This window comes from Serratia fonticola, assembly GCF_001006005.1.
Classification (GTDB): domain Bacteria; phylum Pseudomonadota; class Gammaproteobacteria; order Enterobacterales; family Enterobacteriaceae; genus Chania; species Chania fonticola.
The window spans coordinates 921,960-941,768 of sequence record NZ_CP011254.1; the positions used below are offsets into that span (position 1 = coordinate 921,960).

Below are 19,809 nucleotides of genomic sequence, written 5' to 3' on the forward strand. Positions count from 1 at the left end.
GCCTCTCGATTATTTGTAGATAACACCAGTTATGAGCGAATAACGCCTTCACGCTGTTTGGCGCAGTAAAAAATGCAGATCAATCCGGTAACCAATAAACACAGTGACAGGAAAATCAGCCCCGAAGTATTACTGTTAGTAACGTCCTTTAATAACCCGACCACATAAGGCGCGACAAAGCCCCCGATATTACCGATACAGCTCACCACCGCCAGTCCGGCCGCTGCCGCCGCCCCGGTAGAAATATTGGCGGGCATGGAAAGGAATGAAGGAACCGAGGTATAGATACCTATCGCAGCAACGCTCAGGAACATCAACGCAATAAATACGTTGTAGTTAAAAAACACCACGGCACCTATCAGGCCAAAGGCGGCGACAATCATGCTGATACCGGCAAACACGCCGATTTTTTTGCTTTTACTGGCCCATAGGCTCCACGGATAAACCAGCAGAGCGGCCAAGCCATAGGGAATAAAAGCAATCAGGCTTACGTGGAAAATATCATCACCAGAGATAGCTGTGATAATGGAAGGCAGCCACATCCCGAAACCGTAGATCCCGCACACCATGCCAAAATTCAACATGGCGTATAACAGATACTTTTTATTTTTTATGCCCTGCATAAAATCAGACAGCTTGACCTTGGAACCCGATTTGCTACGCGTGGCGTTGTCCATCAGCCAGGCTTTCTCTTCCACATCGAGATAGCCCACATCTTTCGGTGAGTTCTTGATAATAAAAGGGATAAACAGGCCAATAATCACCGGTGGAATGCCTTCGAGGATAAACAGCCACTGCCAGGGCTCCAGGCCAAACCAGCCATGTTCGATGTTAAGGATCAGCCCAGAAATCGGTGAACCGATAGCGTTCGACAACGGCTGTACGATGATAAACATGCCGAGGATTTTGGTGCGGTACTTCTCCGGGAAAAACACCGTGAAGTAATAGACAACCGAGGGGAAAAAACCCGCCTCACAGACTCCCAGCATAAATCTACAGATATACAACTCCATCGGCGTGCGGACAAAACCCATCAACACGGCAAATATTCCCCAGGTGATAAGGATCCTGGCAAACCAGATACGCGGCCCAAACTTGATGGTTCCCGCATTACTGGGGATTTCAAACATAAAATAGCCGATAAAGAATATCCCAGAGGCAAAGCCAAAGGCCGAGGCGGTTAACCCCAGGCTATCTTCCAGAGCAATTGCCGCATAGGCCATATTATTACGATCCAAAAAAGCCAGAAAGTATAATAAGATCATTAACGGGACAATATTCAGCGTCATTTTCCTAATGGCACTGCGTTCAATTTCCTGAGGCGTTCTTTTTTGCATAATAGAATACTTCCAACGTTGTTAATCGGAATAATAATCTGCTACAGGCATGCCTGATGGATACAGGTATATTTACCTGATAATAAATAATGCTATTTAATCGTTCTCGTTACGCTATTCGAGTTATGGCGTAATAGTTATTACCGACTGGCGGCTGACTAACGTCGGCGGGAAAATAAACTCTTCAGGGATTAATGTAGGATCCCCCACGCGTTGCAATAAGCGCTCCACCATCACCTGGGCCATCTCGGCAAGCGGTGGCATGACGGAGGTCAGTGCGGGCCACACCAGCCCCGAGAGCGGAATATTGTCGATGCCCACCACCGATATCTCACCAGGCACCGCCACTCCAGCTTCCCGCAGCCCCGCCAACAGGCCGATACCCAGAGCATCGTTGATAGCCACCACGCCATCCGGGCGCGGAGAAAGAGCAAGTACCTGAGCGGCGAGGGTAAAGCCTAGTTCGGCCATCTCGGTATCGCCATACTCTCCGCTGGCTTTGCCTTCTATCACCCGCTGCTGAGCGGGCAGGCGATGATTACGCACCACGGTGAGAAACCCTTCAATCTTATGGCTGCGGCTCATGGTCAGACTGGACTCGGTGGCAAAGACGATATTGCGACAACCGCGCTCGATCAGGTGTTGAGCCGCCAGCCGACCGGCCTCTACGTTGTCCATTGAGACGCTGTCGAATAACCGGACATCAGCGGTGAAGCTCCCCGCCATCCGGTTATCGTAGTTGACGATCATCATTCCCATTTCGGCAGCCTGTGCAAAATGGGTCTTACGGATATCACTCGCCGCAACGATAATGCCGCGCACCCCATGGGCGAACATATCTTCGATAAAGGTGCGCTCTTCATCTTCTTGCCGATAGGTGTTGCCCAACAGCACCCGGTAGCGGTGTTCTTTAGCCGCCAGGTCAACCTCGCGAGCCAGGGCAGAAAAGCTGGGGTTGACGATCGAGGGAACCAGCAGACCGATCATCCGGGCATGCCCGGTTTTCAACTGCTGCGCCACTCTGTTGGGCTGATAGTTCAATTCGCGCATCACCTGTTCGATACGCAGCCGGGTTTCCGGGCGCATTTGATTGCTGCGCCCATTTAACACGTTGGAAACGCTGCTCACGGAAACACCGGCGAGATGCGCGACATCACGAATATTGGCCATGTTTTCGCTCCCCCCTCCGGTGCTGACGTTAATCGGTGACGTTATGGACGACAATCCGTTAAATCACCGCACAATCAATACGTTAAATAGAACCTTTGACATAATCTGTATCGTTTTAGTGAAACGATGCAGATCAATTTATAGCGGAGATATGACTCAATCAAGCGACTTTACCGGCCGCGCCGTGGTTGCGTGATGCTTTTGTGAAAGCTATCAAGCCCAGCGCCATGGCATTACTAAACACGGGTAAAATCCCCGGCTGTTTAGTCAGTGTTTAGTGGTGGAGTTAAAGGCTGGAACGGGGTTTGGTCGGGCGCAGCATGCAGCGCCCCTACATATAATGGTCGGTTGGAGTAGGCTACTAACCCATCATATATCGTTTATCAGTTCGTCAAATACCCACTCTCCCTCATGTAACTTTCCTAGCTTGGCTTGATTTATAGAGTGCTCAAGCTTGGCGCGCAGGTTTTGTAACTTAAACTCTGCAAACGCATTATAGTCCTCAACAGGCATGACCACTACGGAGGGTTGACCGTTTTGAGTGATACAAATTGGTTCACGCTGGGCTGTAGCCATCATTTGTTTAAACTGGGTTTTGGCCTGACTGAACGTAAAGTTAACCATTGTTATCTCCTAAGGATGTTTTCCTAGTGGTATTCAACAAAAAAACCACCTCACCGCGATAATAAGGCGATGTGGCCAGCCGCCGTTGCCACTCGGAGTTCCAGTCGCCCTGCTGCACCAGACCGATTTTGAAGGGGATTTGTAGCTTAAGCAGCGCGGGGAGATAGCGTTCATACTCCGTGACCGTGCGCCGCCCCTGATAGGTTTGGATCACCAACTCATCGATTGGCAACGCATTTAACTGGCTGACGTTACCGGTCTTTGCCCAATCGAGCAGGCCGGTCACGCCCAAAGCATATTCTTTGGGTAATCGACCGCGCAGCTTGTCGAGAAACTCCGCGTACTTATCCAGTTGATAGGTTGCCGCGTCAAAGTCGATCTGTAGCCCTACCACCCGATTGCCTGCCGCTGCCCAACGGGCAGGCAGACGCACCGCCGAAGCCAATACCTCGTCAGACATGTCCAGAGTTGCAACACGTACGGTGATCCAGACGGCGGGCGCCTGAAGCTTGCTCAACGGCAGCCCTAACTTCAGAAAACGAGCACCCTGGCGGCCGTTCACGATTTCACCCTGATGGAGATAGAGCAGATCGGCCTGCTGCAACGCAGGCTGCGGCCAAACGCCGGACCAAAGCCAGAATGCGCGGTAATTATGCGCATTTACATACCGGCCAGCTGCATTATCCGCCGCTGCGGCGGTTGCAAAGACCGGCAACCACAGCAGCAGCAATAACCGCATCACCAATAGTATTTGAGCTTTTGTTCCCATTGGTTACCTTTATACTGGCTCTTCAACAGGTTAAACCAACGTTGGCGAGTTTTTTGCGAGATCTCCTGCCGATCGCAGCTGTTGTAGCCGGAAGGTGAGAAGCACATCACCGCCCGGTACAGCGCATAAGTTTTATCTTCAGGTTCGGCCCTGGGATCGGCGATCACTTGCTGATAATATTTCAATCTGCCGTGCGCTTTATCTTTACCCAGTTCGGCCCCAGCCAGGTCATCCAGCTGTTCATTACCCCCCATTTCCGCTTCGGTGCTGATATCGGCAAAGGTGGTACGCAAGAACTCTGCCACACAGTTCATGGCGTGCGCATCGGTCTTGTTCTTCGCCAATACGGCAACGTTAGCGTCTAAAGAAGCACAGAAATAGCCAGGCTCGGTCCGACTGCCATCCCAATCGAAAACGCTGAGTGCGACATCGCCAAATACCTGTGGGTCAGGCGTCTGCTTGATATTTTTTTTCAGTTGGCTGTCGTCAATAAACCCCTGGTAGTCGCCTACCATCAAATCCTTAAACAGCAGCGTATGCAGAGCGATGGTCTTTTCTTCGTCATTGGGTGCGCCAGCGGCTTGCTGTTGCAGCAACGCTTTGTTGGCCAGGCTTTTGAGCACCACGGAGCGATAACGCAGGCTATTGATTGGGCTGTCAGGGGCAAAAATAGCGGCAGTTTTATTTTCCTGCACCAGGGCGGTGGTCAACATCTGCTGCAGATACTGTTGCTGATAAGGGGCAAGCTTCATGCCAAGCAGATGACGCCAATGGGCTTCGGCACCCTGCCAATTTTCCTGCATCACCAGAGCATCGCCGTAGAGGATCTGTTGGCTGAACGCGATGAGATCGTTCGCTGCCAGCTGTGCCGCAGGCTGGATCGCCTTGGTGACCGCGGCATAATCCTTTTGCTGATAGAACAGCCAGGCATTATGCATATATTCCCAGAGCGGCAACTGATTGGCGGCAGCAAACATCGGTTTGTACCCCTGCAGCATCTCATCGCTCACTTTCGGCATCGACTGGTTATCGAGATTGTATTTACGCAGCCACTTCATGGTTTGGGTAAAGGTCAACAACGGGGCATCGGCACTGCTGACGAAAGGCTGTTCTGCGCTGTCATAAGGAATGTTGCGGCTCAGCAGAATTTGGTCCCCTTCATCAATCATCGCGCCAAGCGTATTGATATCGGTGGCAGAGGTTATCTCGCTTTCATACAGCTGTGCCAATCGTGGCCAGTCGGACAGATACCAATTCACCCGGCGCTGTAATCCCTGCACGGAAGCCACATATTCACCTTTGGGGTAAGCGGCCAGATAGTCCTGCGCACGTTGCAATGCCTGAGCGCCTGCGTCTTTATTAGCCCGCTGCGGATCGAACATACCGTACTGATCCGTGGCATTTTCAGTGATCTGGTTCAGGGCCACGCGGAACAGCATATAAGCGGCCGTTTCAGCCACCCATGGTTGATCCGACTCTTTTAACCGTTGGAACCCGGTATCCGCATCGGCAAATTGCCCCTGATAAAACTGTTCCGCACTGGTGAGGTAATCTCTGAACGCCGCCGCATGAGACCCTGCGGCATAGTTGGCCATCAGCGGTAAAAATTGCTCCGGCTGCGCTTCACCCCGGTAAATTTTGGCCCGGCGCAACGCCAGTAAATCGCGTTCGGCCTGATCTAACTGCTGGTCGTCCAACAGGGTCTGGAAAAATTGGCTGAGTGACAGCGGATTATTAGAGATCCAGCGGCCTTCATATTCGGCTGAAAAGCCGGTTAACCCCGAAGGTTTAATGCCCAGGCTTAATGCTAGCGCATCGAGTGGGTCTTCCTGCGGCACGGCTGTCTGGCCTGGTGTGGTGGTCTGATCGGTTACAGGCGCTGCTTCACCAGGGAATACGCCAAACTGGTAGCCTCTACTGCGGCTGATATCCTGCGGCAATGACGACAACGCCACGGGTAAATTACGCATCCCCGCTGCCAGCATCAGTAGATTGACGCGGGTATCATTATCAGCGGCCAGGTAAGGCACACCGCCCATTGCGCAATAGTCGCTCCAGCGGCAGCCAGTTTCATCGGAAGAGGCCAGTGAGAACTGGCTGGTACCAGCGAGGGTTGAGACCACCGCGGCTACTATGAGTTTTTTCATCGATATCCTTACTTATCTCCAGTGCTCACTCTCATCCCGAGTGAATTTTGCCTGAGATAGTGTCGTAAGCATTGAGAAAAAACAATACGGCAAAAACCAACCGGCATAATTAGGAATTATGCGAGCCCAATCCTCACCTAAACGGCCACAGGGCTCAACAAAAGGCTTTGATCTCCCAGCGCTTGCGCCGCTGGCAGCTGTATTTGGTTTATCGCGTGCTATTTCCCAACCACAGGCCACCTTGCAGCAGCCAGTAATATAACTCGCCATTACGCTTGAAGCCCAGCTTGCGCATCGCCGTAAGTTTATGGGTGCTGACTGTCTTGACGTTAAGCGAAAGTTTGCTCGCGATCTCGTCAGGTCTTAATTCCTGTGAGATCCCTTGCAGAACGTCACGCTCACGCGGGGTCAGATGCAAATGCCGACACACACTTACCGTATCGTCTGTCAAAGACGACTGACTTGCCTGCTCAAACATCTCCTCAACCAGACGCACCACGGCATCAGGCCGTTCCTTGCGACCTAATAGCGCCAGTTCATGCTGACGTATTTTATTCGCAGCAGCCGTATCATTTATGATAATCGTCCCAAGCCGCCGGTTCTGCGAATTTTCCCGGCGAGAATTGAACCGTGACGACCAGCCAAAGGGGTTGACACAAATCATCAGGTCGATCGCTATTCCAGGCGCAACCGGCACAAAACTCCATGTACAGCCTTTAGCCAGAAAATAGTCCTGCAAAATATGTTGAATGCCCAGAGCAAAATAACGGTTGCTATCCTGAATAGTGATAACAATATGTGGTGTCATTTTAGTTCCTTATAAATCGGCAAAAAACACGGCGATAATATGGGTTTCATTTATAGGGCAAATCATCCTTGACGCTATCGCCCCCAAACATGGGATGCGAATACCCAATATAGGTTATGCCTATAATGACGTAGCCGATGACTGGCCAGCTAAAGTGAAGCCCGCAACCGCTTTGAGTTTTACCTTTGGTAACAGTGGCAAACGCACCATCACCCTGCAGATAGGCACTGAAGCTCAGGGTCTTATGCCTTTTGCAGCTTTTGGATGGTGGTTGGCTCAATCAGCTTAATAGGAGCGCTAGCATGCTCAATGACGAGACTAGCCTCCAATATCCAAGGGTCTGCGACGGCAGCGACGTTCCCATTGAAGGGCACAGTCACTTTGTTCTTGGCATTTGGCTCGTTACCGATTTCACCGTGACGCACACTCTTTAAACGCTTTCGCCAGTTGGTTTGGCGTTGCGATAAATCTTAATGGCTAGATAATGAACAAGCAAAATAACCTACTTAATAGACAAAAATTAGAATTAATGACTAAAAATTATCGCTTTTAATATATTTAATGTTGATTTGGGTAAAAAAAAACCGATAAGCGAGTAGGTAATACTGTCTTGAATTCAACTAGTTATTATTGCTGAAAAAATAGTTCAAATCAGGGTTGACTACGGTAGCGGGTTACAACTAAATTCCTACGCACAGTCAAGCCATTAAGACTATTCTTATCACTGGACGCAGTTCAACACTAACACCAAGGATGCTCGGTTATCGCCATGAAATATATAATAAACCTTAATATTATCTTTGATCCTGACAATAGAGTATTGACGGTTAAAAACGACATTCAGCAATCTGTTGAATTATCAAAGCCAGCAACCCGGTTACTCAGTGAGTTGATCAACAACAATAGAGTTAACCTTGCTCGCGATGACCTGCTAAAAAATGTCTGGGCGGACTATGGCTTTTCACCGTCTAATGCCAGCCTGAATAACCATATTAGTGAGCTACGCAAAGCCTTCACTAATCTCGGCGTGAGTAAGGATATAATTTCCACCGTTCCCCGCGTCGGTTTTAGAATGGATGCGGAAATCCATCCGATACAAAAATCGGAGCAGGGGATCACAGAAGAAGCACCGGTCTCCAGGGTTCCTGTCACTGAAGAGTCTCACACCTCATCAGAAACCCTACCGCCGACAATGACCGAGCAAGGAGAACATCAATCTATCTATTTATCGTTAAAAAAACACAAGATGATGATCTACATACTTGCTCTTTTACTGTTACTGACCACGGTAACCGGCACGACAATGCTGAGACACAACCAAAAAGAGAGCGTGAACTTCGTGGTGACGCATGAAAAATGCAGTATCTATAACTTAAACGACGACAAGCCAAATAATGATTTGGCGGCTAAAATCGTCAAGGAGATAGCAGCGGAAGGCATAGACTGTTCACGGGAGGAGCTGGATGTTTTTTATGCAGAGGCACACCCTAATAACGACCGCCTCAGAGTGCGGCTGCTCGCTGCCTGCAGTAAAATTGATGCCACCAGCTATAAAAATTGTTTAAATTACAAAACAATAGAGTAATAACATGAAAAAGATCGTCGTAGCCCTGCTGTTGATTATTATTTTATGTGCAACCCTTTTTTATATTTATCAGGTGCAGTCCCGTAAACCGTTTCATTGTAATGCTCAGTTGTTCGCGCAACTCAAACTCTATGAAACTGATAAAGTTGAAGTCAACACCCATGTTGACGTCATATTTAGGTCGACCCATGATGGGATCATGAAATTTTCCGGCTCAATCAAGAATAAGGGCAATAACTATATCCTGAGAAGGACGGTCTACTTTACCATCAACCCGTCGGAGCTGGAAAACGTGAACGAAGTCGTCTTTACCCGTACAGAAAGCCACCCCGTGGATAATACGCCAGAAGACCTTTGGCAGAACAGAGTGTTACCGCAAACTCCGGGCATCGGGTTTTACTCAAAGATCAAGGGGTTAGAAAAAAACGCCATTATTATCAAAGGGTTTACTAATCCCCTGATCGTCTGTATTCGCAGCTAACGGCACCACGGATAGACTGCTACCGGCAATGCTGCCTGAACAGGCGGGCCAGGTAGGCGCCCATCGGCGTGAGCGTCGTATCCTTGCGTTGGATCAGGTAGAAGGTAGCTTGTGGTAATGCTTCGTCCAATTCCAACGCGACCAGATGGCGGCCAAGGATAGGATCGGAAATCACATCAACCGACAGAATGCTGACAAAGTCACTCTGCGCCACCAGGCTGGTGCAGGCCATAAAGGTTTCGCAGGTGACGCTGATCGCCGGTGCCATCCCCATATCACCAAACAGTTCATGTAGCAGACGGTAGTAGCTGCCATTGGGGGTTGGCATAGTCCAATCGCAATGTTGCAGCTCCTTGAGCGTGCGGGCGTTCTCACAAGGGTGTCCTTTGCGTACCACCACCTTGTATTCTCTTTCCATCAGCCGCTCAAAGCTCAACTCATTGTCCATGCTGCTGGGGTAGTAGGTATTAATGGTAAAATCCAGCTCCCCCTGGCGTAACTCCGGGATCATCGAGACCAGTTGTCCCTCCACGATGCGCACCTTCACATTGGGATATTCGCGGTGAAACTGGGTAATCACTTTCGGCATTACAGTGCGGGCAACGCTGCCACCGACACCGATATTGACCGAGCCGCCCGCTAGCCCCAACCGCTGCTGAATATCCTCCTGCGCCACCCGCAGTTCCTCGAGGATCAGGCTGGCATGCTGAAAAAAGTTATCACCGCAGTCGGTTAAGACCACCCCTTTGCTGCGGCGGACAAACAGCTTGGCGCCGAGCACCTCCTCCAGTTCTTGAATTGACTTGGTCAACGCAGGCTGGGAAAGGTTACAGGTACGGCTGGCGGCGCGGATACTGCCCTGGCGGCTGACTTCCACAAAGGCGCGTAACTGGTGCAATTTTATCGAGGCTGGCATAGGCGATTGGCGATAACCGTTGTTTATCAGTAGCAAGATATTGGCATCTTATTTAACCCGATACCATTGTGTACATTCGAAAAAAACATAATAAATAACCCAATCATCATTTCGCTTATTTAAACGCAGTATCGCGCTCAATAAGCGCCATTCACGGCTTTTTAGTAACTAATTACGTAAATATTCAATTTTAATTTAATTGCCTGACCTTCACTGCTGCCTGAATTTTATTCAAGGCGTGATAACTAATGGAAAATTGCTATGAACACTCCGCTTTCAACGTTGGTGACCGAACTGTACCCGCAACTGCAAGCCTGGCGCCGTGACTTCCACCACTATGCCGAATCCGGCTGGCTTGAATTTCGTACCGCTTCGCTGGTAGCGGAAGAGTTGGATCGATTAGGTTATCAGTTGCAGCTCGGCCGCGAGGTAATCAACGCCGAAGCCCGCATGGGGCTACCCTCTGCACAAATCCTGGCGGCGCAAGAACAACGCGCCATCGAACAAGGTGCCCTGGCGAAATGGCTGCCCTTCTTTTCCGGCGGTTTTACCGGCATTGTCGCCACGCTGGATACCGGCCGCCCTGGCCCCACCATCGCCTTTCGCGTCGATATGGACGCGCTCGATCTCAATGAACTGCTACATCCCGACCATCTGCCATTCCGTGAAGGCTTCGCCTCCTGCAATAGCGGCATGATGCACGCCTGCGGGCACGATGGGCATACCACAATCGGCCTAGGGTTGGCGCGCGTGTTCAAGAGCCTGGAGCCACAGCTGCATGGCCGCATCAAGCTGATCTTCCAACCGGCCGAGGAAGGCACCCGTGGAGCCAAATCGATGGTGGAAGCCGGCGTGGTCGATGACGTCGATTTCTTTACCGCCGTGCATATCGGCACCGGCGTACCGGCCGGGGAACTGGTGTGCGGCAGCGACAGCTTTATGGCTACCACCAAGCTGGACGTCACTTTCCGTGGCGTGGCTTCCCATGCCGGTGCCAAACCGGAGGATGGCCGCAATGCCCTGCTGGCGGCAGCTCAGGCCAGCGTTGGGCTATATGCTATCCCCCGCCACAGTGAAGGCAGCTCCCGTATCAACGTTGGCGTGTTGCAGGCAGGCACCGGCCGTAACGTCATCGCAGACAGCGCCTTTATGAAGGTAGAGACACGCGGCGCCACCAATGAGATCAACGAGTTTGTCTATCAACAAGCGCTCAACGTCATCCAAGGAGCCGCCACCATGCAGGGGGTGGAATACGACATCACCCTGATGGGCGCGGCGCAAAGCAGCCAGCCGACGCAACCTTGGGTGGATTACATCCATCGCCAGGCACTCAGCATCAGCGAGCTTGGTTCAGTGGTGGATCGCCGCGAGCAGGCGGCAGGCTCTGAGGATGCCACCTACATGATGGAACGGGTGAAATCTCACGGCGGCCAAGCTTCTTATGTGATCTTCGGCTGCGAACTCGGCGCCGGGCATCACAACGAGAAATTTGATTTTGACGAGCAGGTACTGACGGTGGCGGTAAAAACGCTGGCTACCCTGGCGCTGAACCTACCGACTTTTGGGAGCAAAGCATGAAACAGCCGGAACTGGTCTCTTTTATCCACCATTACATCGATAGTCATCAGGCCCATTTCAGTGCCTTAAGCGATGAGATCTGGGATCACCCGGAAACCCGCTTTACCGAAATCCACTCAGCCGAGCTACTGGCAAACGCCTTGGAACAAGAGGGTTTTACGGTTGAACGCGGCGTTGGCGGCATTGAAACGGCGTTTATCGCCAGCTTCGGTAGCGGCCATCCGGTGATCGCCTTATTGGGTGAATACGATGCATTGGCCGGTCTGAGCCAGCATGCGGGCTGTGCCACCCCGTCTCCGCTGGTGGAAAACGGCAATGGTCACGGCTGTGGGCATAACCTGCTCGGCACCGCCGCACTGGCCGGGGCCTTTGCGGTTAAAGCCTGGATGGAACAGCAACAGTTAACCGGCACGATACGCTTTTACGGCTGCCCAGGGGAAGAAGGCGGCTCTGGTAAAACCTTTATGGTGCGTGAAGGGCTGTTCGCCGATGTGGATGCCGCCCTCACCTGGCACCCGGAAGGCTTCAGCGGCATGTTCAATACCAGCAGCCTGGCCAATATTCAGGCCGCGTTCCGCTTCAAGGGCGTCGCCGCCCACGCGGCCAACTCGCCGCATCTCGGCCGCAGCGCGCTGGATGCCGTGACGCTGATGAACACCGGAGCCAACTTTCTGCGTGAACATATCGTGCAGGAAGCCCGGCTGCATTATGCGGTCACCAATACCGGCGGCAGTTCCCCCAACGTGGTGCAGGCCGATGCCGAAGTGTTGTACCTGGTGCGCGCTCCGCAGCTCGATCAGGTGCAGGATATTTACCAGCGCCTGGTCAACGTGGCCAAAGGCGCAGCGCTGATGACTGATACTCAGATGACGGTGCACTTTGAAAAAGCCTGCTCCAACTACGTCCCCAATCGCCGCCTGGAACAGGCGATGTATCAGTACGTGTGCGATTTCGGCTTGCCGGATTACAGCGACGAAGAGCGGCGTTTTGCCACGGAGATCCGCCAAACGCTCAGTAAAGACGACCTGCGTAATGCCAAGCTGAACATTTCACGTACTGGTGGAGTGGCTGGGCAGGAATGGGTACGGCAGTTGGGCGATAAGGTGTTGATGGACGAAGTCGCTCCCTACGTGGAGTCACAAGAAATCCTGTACGGCTCTACCGACGTCGGCGACGTCAGTTGGGTCACGCCAACGGCCCAGTGCTTCAGCCCCTGCTTTGCTCTGGGGACGCCGTTGCATACCTGGCAGTTGGTCGCCCAGGGCCGCACCTCAATAGCCCATAAGGGCATGTGCCTGGCCGGTAAAGTGATGGCCGCTAGCGCCGTCGCCTTACTGAGCGATAACGCCTTGCTGAACGCCTGCCGCGAGGAATTCCGCCAGCAACGCGCCGAACAGCCATATCAATGCCCCATCCCTGCGGGGGTGAAACCTTCCCCATTGAAGTAAATCCCGACCGTTCTGGCTCCCGTTCCGAGCCAGGACTCCATAGCGACCCATAAAACTATAAAAATCTGATGACGGACAAGAGGGTAATATCATGAGTGAGATAGCATCATCCGCCAATAAAAGCCCCGGGCGTATTTTTTACTGGGTAGAACGTATCGGTAATAAAATCCCCAATCCCTTCCTGTTATTCGTTTATTTGATCGTGGTGTTAATGCTCGCCACCGCGCTCATTTCCTGGTTGGGCCTGGTGGTGAAAAACCCGGCCACCGGGGAAATGATCCAGGTAAAAAATCTGCTGAGCGTGGAGGGAATACAATGGATCCTCCCCAATATCATTCACAACTTCAGCGGATTTGCACCATTGGGGGCGATCCTGGCGCTGGTGATCGGTGCCGGTCTGGCGGAAAAGGTCGGCCTGTTACAGGCGCTGATGTACAAAATGGCCTCACACGTCAGCGCCGGCTACGCCAGCTATATGGTGCTGTTTATCGCTTTCTTCAGCCATATCTCTTCCGATGCCGCGCTGGTAGTGATGCCGCCGCTGGGGGCGTTGATCTTCCTGGCCGTCGGGCGTAACCCCATTGCCGGGCTACTGGCGGCGATCGCCGGTGTCGGCTCGGGTTTTACCGCCAACCTGCTGATTGTCACCACCGATGTGCTGCTTTCCGGCATCAGTACCGAAGCGGCGAAAGCGGTTGACGGCGCAATCCACGTCAGCGTGATCGATAACTGGTACTTTATGGCCACCTCGGTGATCGTACTAACCATCACTGGCGCGTTGTTAACAGATAAATTTATCGAGCCCCGGCTACCAAAATGGCAAGGCACCGCCGAAGACAAGCTCGAGAAACTAACTCCATTACAAAACCGTGGCCTGATAATGAGCGGGATCTCCGCACTGGTGTTTATCGCCGTGATGGCCGCACTGGTAGTGCCAGAGGGTGCCCCACTGCGCGATCCGCAAACCGGTTCGGTGATCCCCTCGCCCTTTATTAAAGGCATAGTGCCGATCATCATCCTGTTCTTCTTCACCGTCGCCATCACTTACGGCGTCGTCACCAAGAGCATCCGCCGCCCGGACGATATTCCCAACCAGCTGGTCGAGCCGATGAAGAACATGGCGGGCTTTATCGTCATGGTGTTCCCGCTGTCGCAGTTTGTGGCGTTCTTCAACTGGAGCAACATGGGCAAGTTCATGGCCATCGGCCTGACGGATCTGCTGGAGGCGGCCGGAATGAGCGGTGCACCGGCGTTCCTCGGCCTGATGTTCCTGTCCGCCTTCCTGTGCATGTTTATTGCCAGCGGTTCCGCCATCTGGTCGATCCTGGCCCCGATCTTCGTGCCGATGTTTATGCTGTTGGGCTTTCACCCGGCCTTCGCCCAGATGATTTTCCGCATCGCAGACTCATCCGTGCTGCCGCTGGCACCGATGTCGCCATTCCTGCCGCTATTCCTTGGCTTTCTGCAACGCTACCTGAAAGACGCCAAACTCGGCACCTACTACGTGCTGATCATGCCCTATCCGCTGGTGTTCTTCGCCGTCTGGACTCTGCTGCTGGTGGTGTGGTACATGCTGGGGCTGCCTATCGGACCTGGGGTCTACCCGAAAATGGGATGAAGGGGGGCAATATTTTGTACTTGATAACGCGACTTTTGGCGTAAGGTAAACTGATTATCCCCACCGGGTGCTTGTCCGCCAGTGGGGACATTTCTCCCAATGAGCTAAGGGCACGTCATGAGTCGTGAAATCAACAAAGATACGCAGCTGTGTATGTCGCTGGCCGGTCGGCCAGGCAATTTCGGCACCCGTTTCCACAACTATCTGTATCAGGAACTGGATCTGAACTTCATCTATAAGGCGTTCACCACCAAAGACATTCAGGCAGCGGTCGGCGGCGTGCGCGCTTTGGGTATTCGCGGCTGTGCGGTTTCCATGCCGTTCAAGGAGAGCTGTATTCCGTTCCTTGATGAGCTGGATGCGTCGGCCACGGCTATTGAGTCAGTCAATACCATCGTCAACGACGACGGCTTCCTGCGGGCCTATAACACCGACTATATCGCCATCGCCAAACTGCTGGCGAAATACCAGATCCCCCCGGCCACCTCGTTTGCTCTGCGTGGCAGCGGCGGTATGGCTAAGGCGGTCACCGCAGCCCTGCGCGATGCCGGGTTCAAGAACGGCCATATCATTGCTCGCAACCCACAGGCGGGCCAGGCACTGGCGGCGCAATATGGTTATCAGTGGCAGTCAGAAGTAGGCGATTTGCAGGTTGAGATGGTGATTAACGTCACGCCGATCGGCATGGCGGGCGGTAGCGAAGCCGAGCAGTTGGCCTTTGAACCGGCCACTATTAAGGCGGCGAAAATCGCCTTCGACGTGGTGGCCTTACCGGCAGAAACCCCGCTGATCCGCTATGCCCGTGAACAAGGTTTGCAGGTGGTGACCGGTGCCGAAGTGATCGCTTTACAGGCTTTGGAGCAGTTTGTGTTGTACACCGGTGTGCGCCCTTCCGATGAGCAAATCACCCGCGCTGCGGCACATGCTCGCGGCTAATGATATCCCCTCGCCAGAGGGGATACGTAATACCAGCCGCGATTAGAACGACAGGGTCAGGCCCGCGTAATAGGCCCGGCCCGGTTCGTTGTAGGTCGAAGCCCCTTCGTTTTCACGGTAGATCTGTTTGTCGAACAGGTTGGTGACGCCGGTTTTCAGGCTCAGATCCTTCATCAGATCGTAATTGACGCCAATGCCCACCACCGAATAAGCCCCGACTTCCTGAGTGGCAAGCGTGCCGGCTTCGTTACGGATCTCCGCATATTCGCGCGGCTTTTGCCGACCATACATCGTCCAATTCAGGTTGGTGGAGAGCTTATCGGTGACCTGATAATCCAGCAGGGTATTCACCGTGTACTTGGGGATCACCGACAGAGGATTACCGGTATCCTTGTTTTCAGAGGTGATCATATAGGTCGCGTTAGTGCGCCAGGTGAGCATATCCTCAACCAACGGCACCACCAGGTTGCCCTCCAACCCTTCGACCAGCGCTTTACCGCCGTTTTCCCAACGCAAGATGTTGTAACCGTTAGAGGCATAGCCAACAATCTCGGTGCCCGCCACGATCTTGTTTTTATAGTCGTTGCGGAAATAGGTAATACCCGCATCGTAACCCGCCCAGGTAAATTCCAGGCCGATCTCTTTGTTAACGCTGGTTTCCGGATCCAGATCGTTATTCCCCAGCAGATAGCAGCTACCTGAAACTATGTCCTTCGGGCACCCGTTACCACGGGTGGATAACAGATAACCTTCGCTGGACTGGTACAGGTTTGGCGCTTTAAAGGCTCGGGCAATACCCGCCTTCAGTTTGAAATACTCGCCAAGCTCCTGCGAAAGGTTCAGGCTTGGGCTCCAGTTAGCGCCATATTTATTGTGATAGTCGAAGCGCAGCCCAGGGATCACAAAGGTTCCCGGCAGCGGCTCGATGTTATCCTCAAAATACAGTGAACTGATGTCGGCGCTATTTTTAGCGCTGCGCTCGGAGGGATCGCCAGAGACGCCGCCGATGATGATGCCACTGGAGTCGGTCATCTGCATGGATGCCGGATCGTTAAGCTTTTCACGGTTCCACTCGGCACCCAGCGTGACGTTCTGCTCAAACAGCAGATCCAGCGGGATATTCAGCTCACCGCCGGTGCGATAATTCTCCAACCGGCTGGTGTTGTAAGTATCGTCGTTGATCATCCCCTCAATGCGGCCAGTTGTGCCCTCCGCCAGACGGGTATTGTTGGTTTTCTCATAGTTAAAATTCAGCCGGGATTGGCCCCAATCCCAGATGCCATTATGGGTAATGCCGTAACTCTGGCGATACAGGCGGTTAGTTTCCTGGCCGTACAGCGAAGCCACCAGACCGCCAGGGCTGAGATTGCCATTGCTGTACTGCGTATCGCCCGCGTAGATATTGCCTTGGCGGCTGTAGGCATAGTCAAAGTCGAGGATCTGCTGCGGGTCTATTTTCCAGGAGAGTGACGCATTGATATCTTTGTTTCTGACGCCTTCACGCCCTGCGGCATAGGAACCATTCTGCTGGGTGTTGATGTCATAGGCATCGGCATCGGTTTTATTGAGGTTACCGAACAGGCGCATGGTCAGCACATCACTGACCAGCGGGCCGCTTAAACTGAAGTTGGCGCGGTTGGTCGCCCCTTCCTTGCTGTTTTCGGGCTGGTTGGTAAACAGCGAAAGCGTGCCATGCCAATCTTTGGTTGGGCGTTTGGTAATGATATTAACTACCCCGCCTGCTGCCCCCGAGCCATAGCGGGCTGCAGCCGGGCCACGTAACACCTCAATACGTTCAACCATTTCTGCGGGCACCCAGTTGGTATCGCCACGGGTATCCCTTTCGCCACGCCAGCTATAACGCACTGAATCACGTGAGGTTGCCGGGACACCGTCGATCAGGATCAAGGTGTTTTCCGGCCCCATTCCTCGTATATCAATCTGCCGATTATTACCTCGGCTACCGCTGGCGCTGTTGCCGGTGAGGTTTACGCCGGGCATTCTGCGGATGATGTCGGAGAGGTCGTTAACCGGTGGCGTTTTGCGTATATCCTCGGCGGTGATAATCGAAACCCCGGGCTGTTGTTTCAGTTCCTCCGCCGCGGTGGCACGCACCACCATGGTCTCGCTGTCCTCTGTTGGCACCTCCTCTGCCGCCATCCCACCGCTACTGAAAAGCCCCGCCAGCAGGATCACACCAGGTCGCAGTCTGTTTTTTTTCGGTATAAACATCGAAATAATCCCTTTTATTTAAAGTAGATAATAATATTTGTAACTATTTTTGTAATTGAGAATTGTAATGATAACCATTTCTATTTAAACGCAGGAAAGCGTAAATTCACAATTTCTCCATATTCCTGGGAAAAGTGTGATCAATAGGGGGTATCAGTAATTATTATTTAAATACAGAAGGTTATAGTTGTAAGACCGCACTATGTAAGCCAGATTGGTTCGACCATAGGGACGCGACATGATAACCAATAGGTTAAGTCAGCTGAGGTTGTCAGAAGTATCGTTGGTATTCGGGGGGGGGCAAACTTCGCGGGTGGTAACTAGGTAGTAACACCCTCTTCTTCGAGTCAGGCAACCCGAAGAAGAGGAAATGGCTGGGTATCAGATTACTTGGCCACGCCTTCCATTCCCACCAGCCCCACTTTCAGGTAGCCGGATTTGCGTAGCGTATCCATCACGCTCATCAGCGTTTCATAATCTACGGTCTTGTCCGCCTGGAAGAAGATGGTGGTTTCTTTATTAGACTGCGTGCGTTGATCCAGCACCGACGTCAGCTGTTCCGCCGTCACCGGTTCATCACCGACATACAGCTGCTTGTCTGCCTTCACCGACAGGAACACCGGTTTTTCCGGACGCGGCTGCGGTTTAGCGGAAGAAGCGGGCAGATCAACACGAATATCTACCGTTGCCAGCGGCGCAGCCACCATAAAGATGATCAACAGCACCAGCATGACGTCGATAAACGGCGTCACGTTGATTTCATGCAGTTCGCCGCTGTCGTCCAGATCTTCATTTAAGCGCATCGCCATAACTCACCCCACCCGCAGTTGGTGCGCATGCTGCGAACGTTTGGCATCGGCCGAGGCCGCCAGATCCAGATCGCGGCCCAACAGCAGCAGCACCTGTGCCGCCACATCGCCCACCTGAGCACGGTGGCCGCCGATGACACGAGCAAAGATGTTGTAGATCACTACCGCCGGGATGGCCGCAACCAAACCGAGCGCGGTGGCCAGCAAGGCTTCCGCAATCCCCGGGGCAACGACCGCCAGGTTAGTGGTTTGCGAATGGGCAATGCCGATAAAGCTGTTCATGATGCCCCATACGGTGCCGAACAGGCCGACAAACGGTGAAATGGCGCCAATGGTAGCCAGGAAGCCATTGCCGCGCCCCAGTTGACGCCCATAGGCCGCTACGCGGCGTTCCAGACGGAAACCGGTACGCTCTTTAATGCCGTAGTTGTCGTTAGAGGCCGCCGACAGCTCCAGTTCGTTCTGCGCGTCTTGCAGCAGCACCGCACTGATGCTCTCTTGCGAGAAGCTTTGCGCCAATTCGGAGGCATCGTCCAGCGAACGCACGTCAGCCAGCGCCAACTGCTCACGGCGCAGACGGCGCTTGGAACGAAACAGCTCACTGCCTTTGGCAAACAGAATGGTCCAGGTGACGATAGACGCCAGCACCAGGCCAATCATCACGATTTTCACCACGATATCGGCGTGCTGATACATGCCCCAGACGGAAAGGTCCATACCACGCGTTTCTGGCGGTTGGATGGTCGGTTCAGGATTAACCGGAGTGATATTTTCCGGAGTACCCGCCACTGGGGTTACCGCTGTTGGTGTGGCCGGTGTCGTTGCCGCGGCAACGCTTTCAGCGACTGCTGGTGCAGTGGCCGGTGCCGCCTGAGCGTTGCCCGCCAACCCCACCACCAATACCAGTGAGGCGATCACACTGCGCCCCAATGCGCCCCATTGCCCACGGCCTGCGCCCTGAGCACTTTGATTTGTCATTTTGCCAGCCGTTTTCACGCTGTGCCTCCACCCATTTCAACATTTAAGGAAGAATTCAGCGTGCGATCATATCAAACCAATCAGGGATTGATAGTAGTTATCATTATTATTTGAAGAATTACGCATCGAGGAGCAAAAAATGATACAACCCCAGTCACTGTCAGGGTTTGCGCGTCGTTTGGCATAACATTGCCTACCCATAACGCTAACAAAATCATCACTCAAACTGCTGATTTATACCCCAACTGGCCACAAACGGAGTGAATATCTCACGCCATCACTGCGGGAAAACGTCTGCGGGCGCAGCATGCAGCGCCCCTACGTAAGGCCCGGTTGATGAAGAGTGGCTAGAATAAAATCACACAGTAAGGCG

The 19,809-nt window shown here is 52.9% G+C and carries 16 protein-coding genes; 6 read left to right on the forward strand and 10 right to left on the reverse strand.

Features of this window, described 5'->3' with window-relative positions:
* Positions 1–29 precede the first annotated feature (29 nt).
* The 6 genes from WN53_RS03970 to WN53_RS26760 form a co-directional block, all read right to left on the reverse strand.
* On the reverse strand, positions 30–1,337 hold the full coding sequence (locus tag WN53_RS03970) for an MFS transporter (RefSeq protein ID WP_046808016.1): 1,308 nt from the start codon (positions 1,335–1,337) through the stop codon (positions 30–32).
* A 123-nt stretch (positions 1,338–1,460) separates the two neighbouring features.
* Positions 1,461–2,507: a LacI family DNA-binding transcriptional regulator gene (locus WN53_RS03975; protein WP_024482992.1), complete on the reverse strand. Its 1,047-nt coding sequence runs from the start codon at positions 2,505–2,507 to the stop codon at positions 1,461–1,463.
* Between the two features lie 369 nt (positions 2,508–2,876).
* Complete coding sequence (locus tag WN53_RS03980) at positions 2,877–3,131, reverse strand: type II toxin-antitoxin system Phd/YefM family antitoxin (protein WP_024482993.1); 255 nt, start codon at positions 3,129–3,131, stop codon at positions 2,877–2,879.
* A complete protein-coding gene (locus tag WN53_RS03985) occupies positions 3,124–3,900 on the reverse strand; it encodes a DUF3142 domain-containing protein (protein ID WP_024482994.1) in 777 nt (258 codons plus the stop codon). Before WN53_RS03985 ends, WN53_RS03980 begins: the two co-directional genes overlap by 8 nt.
* Positions 3,870–6,047 (reverse strand): PA5441 family protein, encoded by a 2,178-nt coding sequence (locus WN53_RS03990; RefSeq protein ID WP_046808017.1) that lies wholly within the window; start codon positions 6,045–6,047, stop codon positions 3,870–3,872. The genes WN53_RS03985 and WN53_RS03990 overlap by 31 nt, the downstream gene beginning before the upstream one ends.
* A gap of 208 nt (positions 6,048–6,255) precedes the next feature.
* A complete protein-coding gene (locus WN53_RS26760) occupies positions 6,256–6,855 on the reverse strand; it encodes a response regulator transcription factor (protein WP_024482995.1) in 600 nt (199 codons plus the stop codon).
* Positions 6,856–7,624: 769 nt separating this feature from the next.
* Here WN53_RS26760 and WN53_RS04005 point away from each other — a divergent pair.
* Both WN53_RS04005 and WN53_RS04010 read left to right on the forward strand, forming a co-directional pair.
* On the forward strand, positions 7,625–8,440 hold the full coding sequence (locus tag WN53_RS04005; RefSeq protein ID WP_024482997.1) for a winged helix-turn-helix domain-containing protein: 816 nt from the start codon (positions 7,625–7,627) through the stop codon (positions 8,438–8,440).
* A 4-nt stretch (positions 8,441–8,444) separates the two neighbouring features.
* Positions 8,445–8,921 carry a hypothetical protein gene (locus tag WN53_RS04010; protein ID WP_024482998.1) on the forward strand — a complete coding sequence of 159 codons (477 nt, stop codon included), beginning with the start codon at positions 8,445–8,447 and terminating at the stop codon, positions 8,919–8,921.
* Positions 8,922–8,940: 19 nt separating this feature from the next.
* Here the strand turns inward: WN53_RS04010 and WN53_RS04015 are convergent, their stop codons facing one another.
* Entirely contained in the window at positions 8,941–9,837 is an 897-nt protein-coding gene (locus WN53_RS04015; protein ID WP_024482999.1) for a LysR family transcriptional regulator, read from the reverse strand.
* Between the two features lie 261 nt (positions 9,838–10,098).
* Between WN53_RS04015 and WN53_RS04020 the strand changes: the two genes are divergently transcribed.
* The 4 genes from WN53_RS04020 (at position 10,099) to WN53_RS04035 (ending at position 15,417) form a co-directional block, all read left to right on the forward strand.
* Positions 10,099–11,415: a M20 family metallo-hydrolase gene (locus tag WN53_RS04020; RefSeq protein WP_024483000.1), complete on the forward strand. Its 1,317-nt coding sequence runs from the start codon at positions 10,099–10,101 to the stop codon at positions 11,413–11,415.
* Positions 11,412–12,863 (forward strand): M20 family metallopeptidase, encoded by a 1,452-nt coding sequence (locus WN53_RS04025; protein ID WP_024483001.1) that lies wholly within the window; start codon positions 11,412–11,414, stop codon positions 12,861–12,863. The genes WN53_RS04020 and WN53_RS04025 overlap by 4 nt, the downstream gene beginning before the upstream one ends.
* A 91-nt stretch (positions 12,864–12,954) precedes the next feature.
* Positions 12,955–14,481 (forward strand): p-aminobenzoyl-glutamate transporter, encoded by a 1,527-nt coding sequence (gene abgT, locus WN53_RS04030; RefSeq protein ID WP_024483002.1) that lies wholly within the window; start codon positions 12,955–12,957, stop codon positions 14,479–14,481.
* A gap of 117 nt (positions 14,482–14,598) precedes the next feature.
* Positions 14,599–15,417: a shikimate 5-dehydrogenase gene (locus tag WN53_RS04035; protein WP_024483003.1), complete on the forward strand. Its 819-nt coding sequence runs from the start codon at positions 14,599–14,601 to the stop codon at positions 15,415–15,417.
* 42 nt (positions 15,418–15,459) lie between these two features.
* Here WN53_RS04035 and WN53_RS04040 read toward each other — a convergent pair whose 3' ends face one another.
* The 3 genes from WN53_RS04040 to exbB all read right to left on the reverse strand — a co-directional run bounded on the left by WN53_RS04040 (position 15,460) and on the right by exbB (position 19,454).
* Positions 15,460–17,649, reverse strand: a complete 2,190-nt coding sequence (locus tag WN53_RS04040) for a TonB-dependent siderophore receptor (protein WP_024483004.1) — start codon at positions 17,647–17,649, stop codon at positions 15,460–15,462.
* Between the two features lie 386 nt (positions 17,650–18,035).
* The gene (exbD, locus tag WN53_RS04045) at positions 18,036–18,458 is read right to left on the reverse strand and encodes a TonB system transport protein ExbD (RefSeq protein WP_024483005.1); all 423 of its coding nucleotides are present in this window, start codon (positions 18,456–18,458) and stop codon (positions 18,036–18,038) included.
* Positions 18,459–18,461: 3 nt separating this feature from the next.
* Positions 18,462–19,454 (reverse strand): tol-pal system-associated acyl-CoA thioesterase, encoded by a 993-nt coding sequence (gene exbB / locus WN53_RS04050; RefSeq protein ID WP_080660646.1) that lies wholly within the window; start codon positions 19,452–19,454, stop codon positions 18,462–18,464.
* Between the last annotated feature and the right edge of the window lie 355 nt (positions 19,455–19,809).

Coding starts and splice junctions, on each gene's coding strand:
- WN53_RS03970 (WP_046808016.1), bottom strand. CDS start 1,337: ATGCAAAAAAGAACGCCTCAGGAAATTGAACGCAGTGCCATTAGGAAA.
- WN53_RS03975 (WP_024482992.1), bottom strand. CDS start 2,507: ATGGCCAATATTCGTGATGTCGCGCATCTCGCCGGTGTTTCCGTGAGC.
- WN53_RS03980 (WP_024482993.1), bottom strand. CDS start 3,131: ATGGTTAACTTTACGTTCAGTCAGGCCAAAACCCAGTTTAAACAAATG.
- WN53_RS03985 (WP_024482994.1), bottom strand. CDS start 3,900: ATGGGAACAAAAGCTCAAATACTATTGGTGATGCGGTTATTGCTGCTG.
- WN53_RS03990 (WP_046808017.1), bottom strand. CDS start 6,047: ATGAAAAAACTCATAGTAGCCGCGGTGGTCTCAACCCTCGCTGGTACC.
- WN53_RS26760 (WP_024482995.1), bottom strand. CDS start 6,855: ATGACACCACATATTGTTATCACTATTCAGGATAGCAACCGTTATTTT.
- WN53_RS04005 (WP_024482997.1), top strand. CDS start 7,625: ATGAAATATATAATAAACCTTAATATTATCTTTGATCCTGACAATAGA.
- WN53_RS04010 (WP_024482998.1), top strand. CDS start 8,445: ATGAAAAAGATCGTCGTAGCCCTGCTGTTGATTATTATTTTATGTGCA.
- WN53_RS04015 (WP_024482999.1), bottom strand. CDS start 9,837: ATGCCAGCCTCGATAAAATTGCACCAGTTACGCGCCTTTGTGGAAGTC.
- WN53_RS04020 (WP_024483000.1), top strand. CDS start 10,099: ATGAACACTCCGCTTTCAACGTTGGTGACCGAACTGTACCCGCAACTG.
- WN53_RS04025 (WP_024483001.1), top strand. CDS start 11,412: ATGAAACAGCCGGAACTGGTCTCTTTTATCCACCATTACATCGATAGT.
- abgT (WP_024483002.1), top strand. CDS start 12,955: ATGAGTGAGATAGCATCATCCGCCAATAAAAGCCCCGGGCGTATTTTT.
- WN53_RS04035 (WP_024483003.1), top strand. CDS start 14,599: ATGAGTCGTGAAATCAACAAAGATACGCAGCTGTGTATGTCGCTGGCC.
- WN53_RS04040 (WP_024483004.1), bottom strand. CDS start 17,649: ATGTTTATACCGAAAAAAAACAGACTGCGACCTGGTGTGATCCTGCTG.
- exbD (WP_024483005.1), bottom strand. CDS start 18,458: ATGGCGATGCGCTTAAATGAAGATCTGGACGACAGCGGCGAACTGCAT.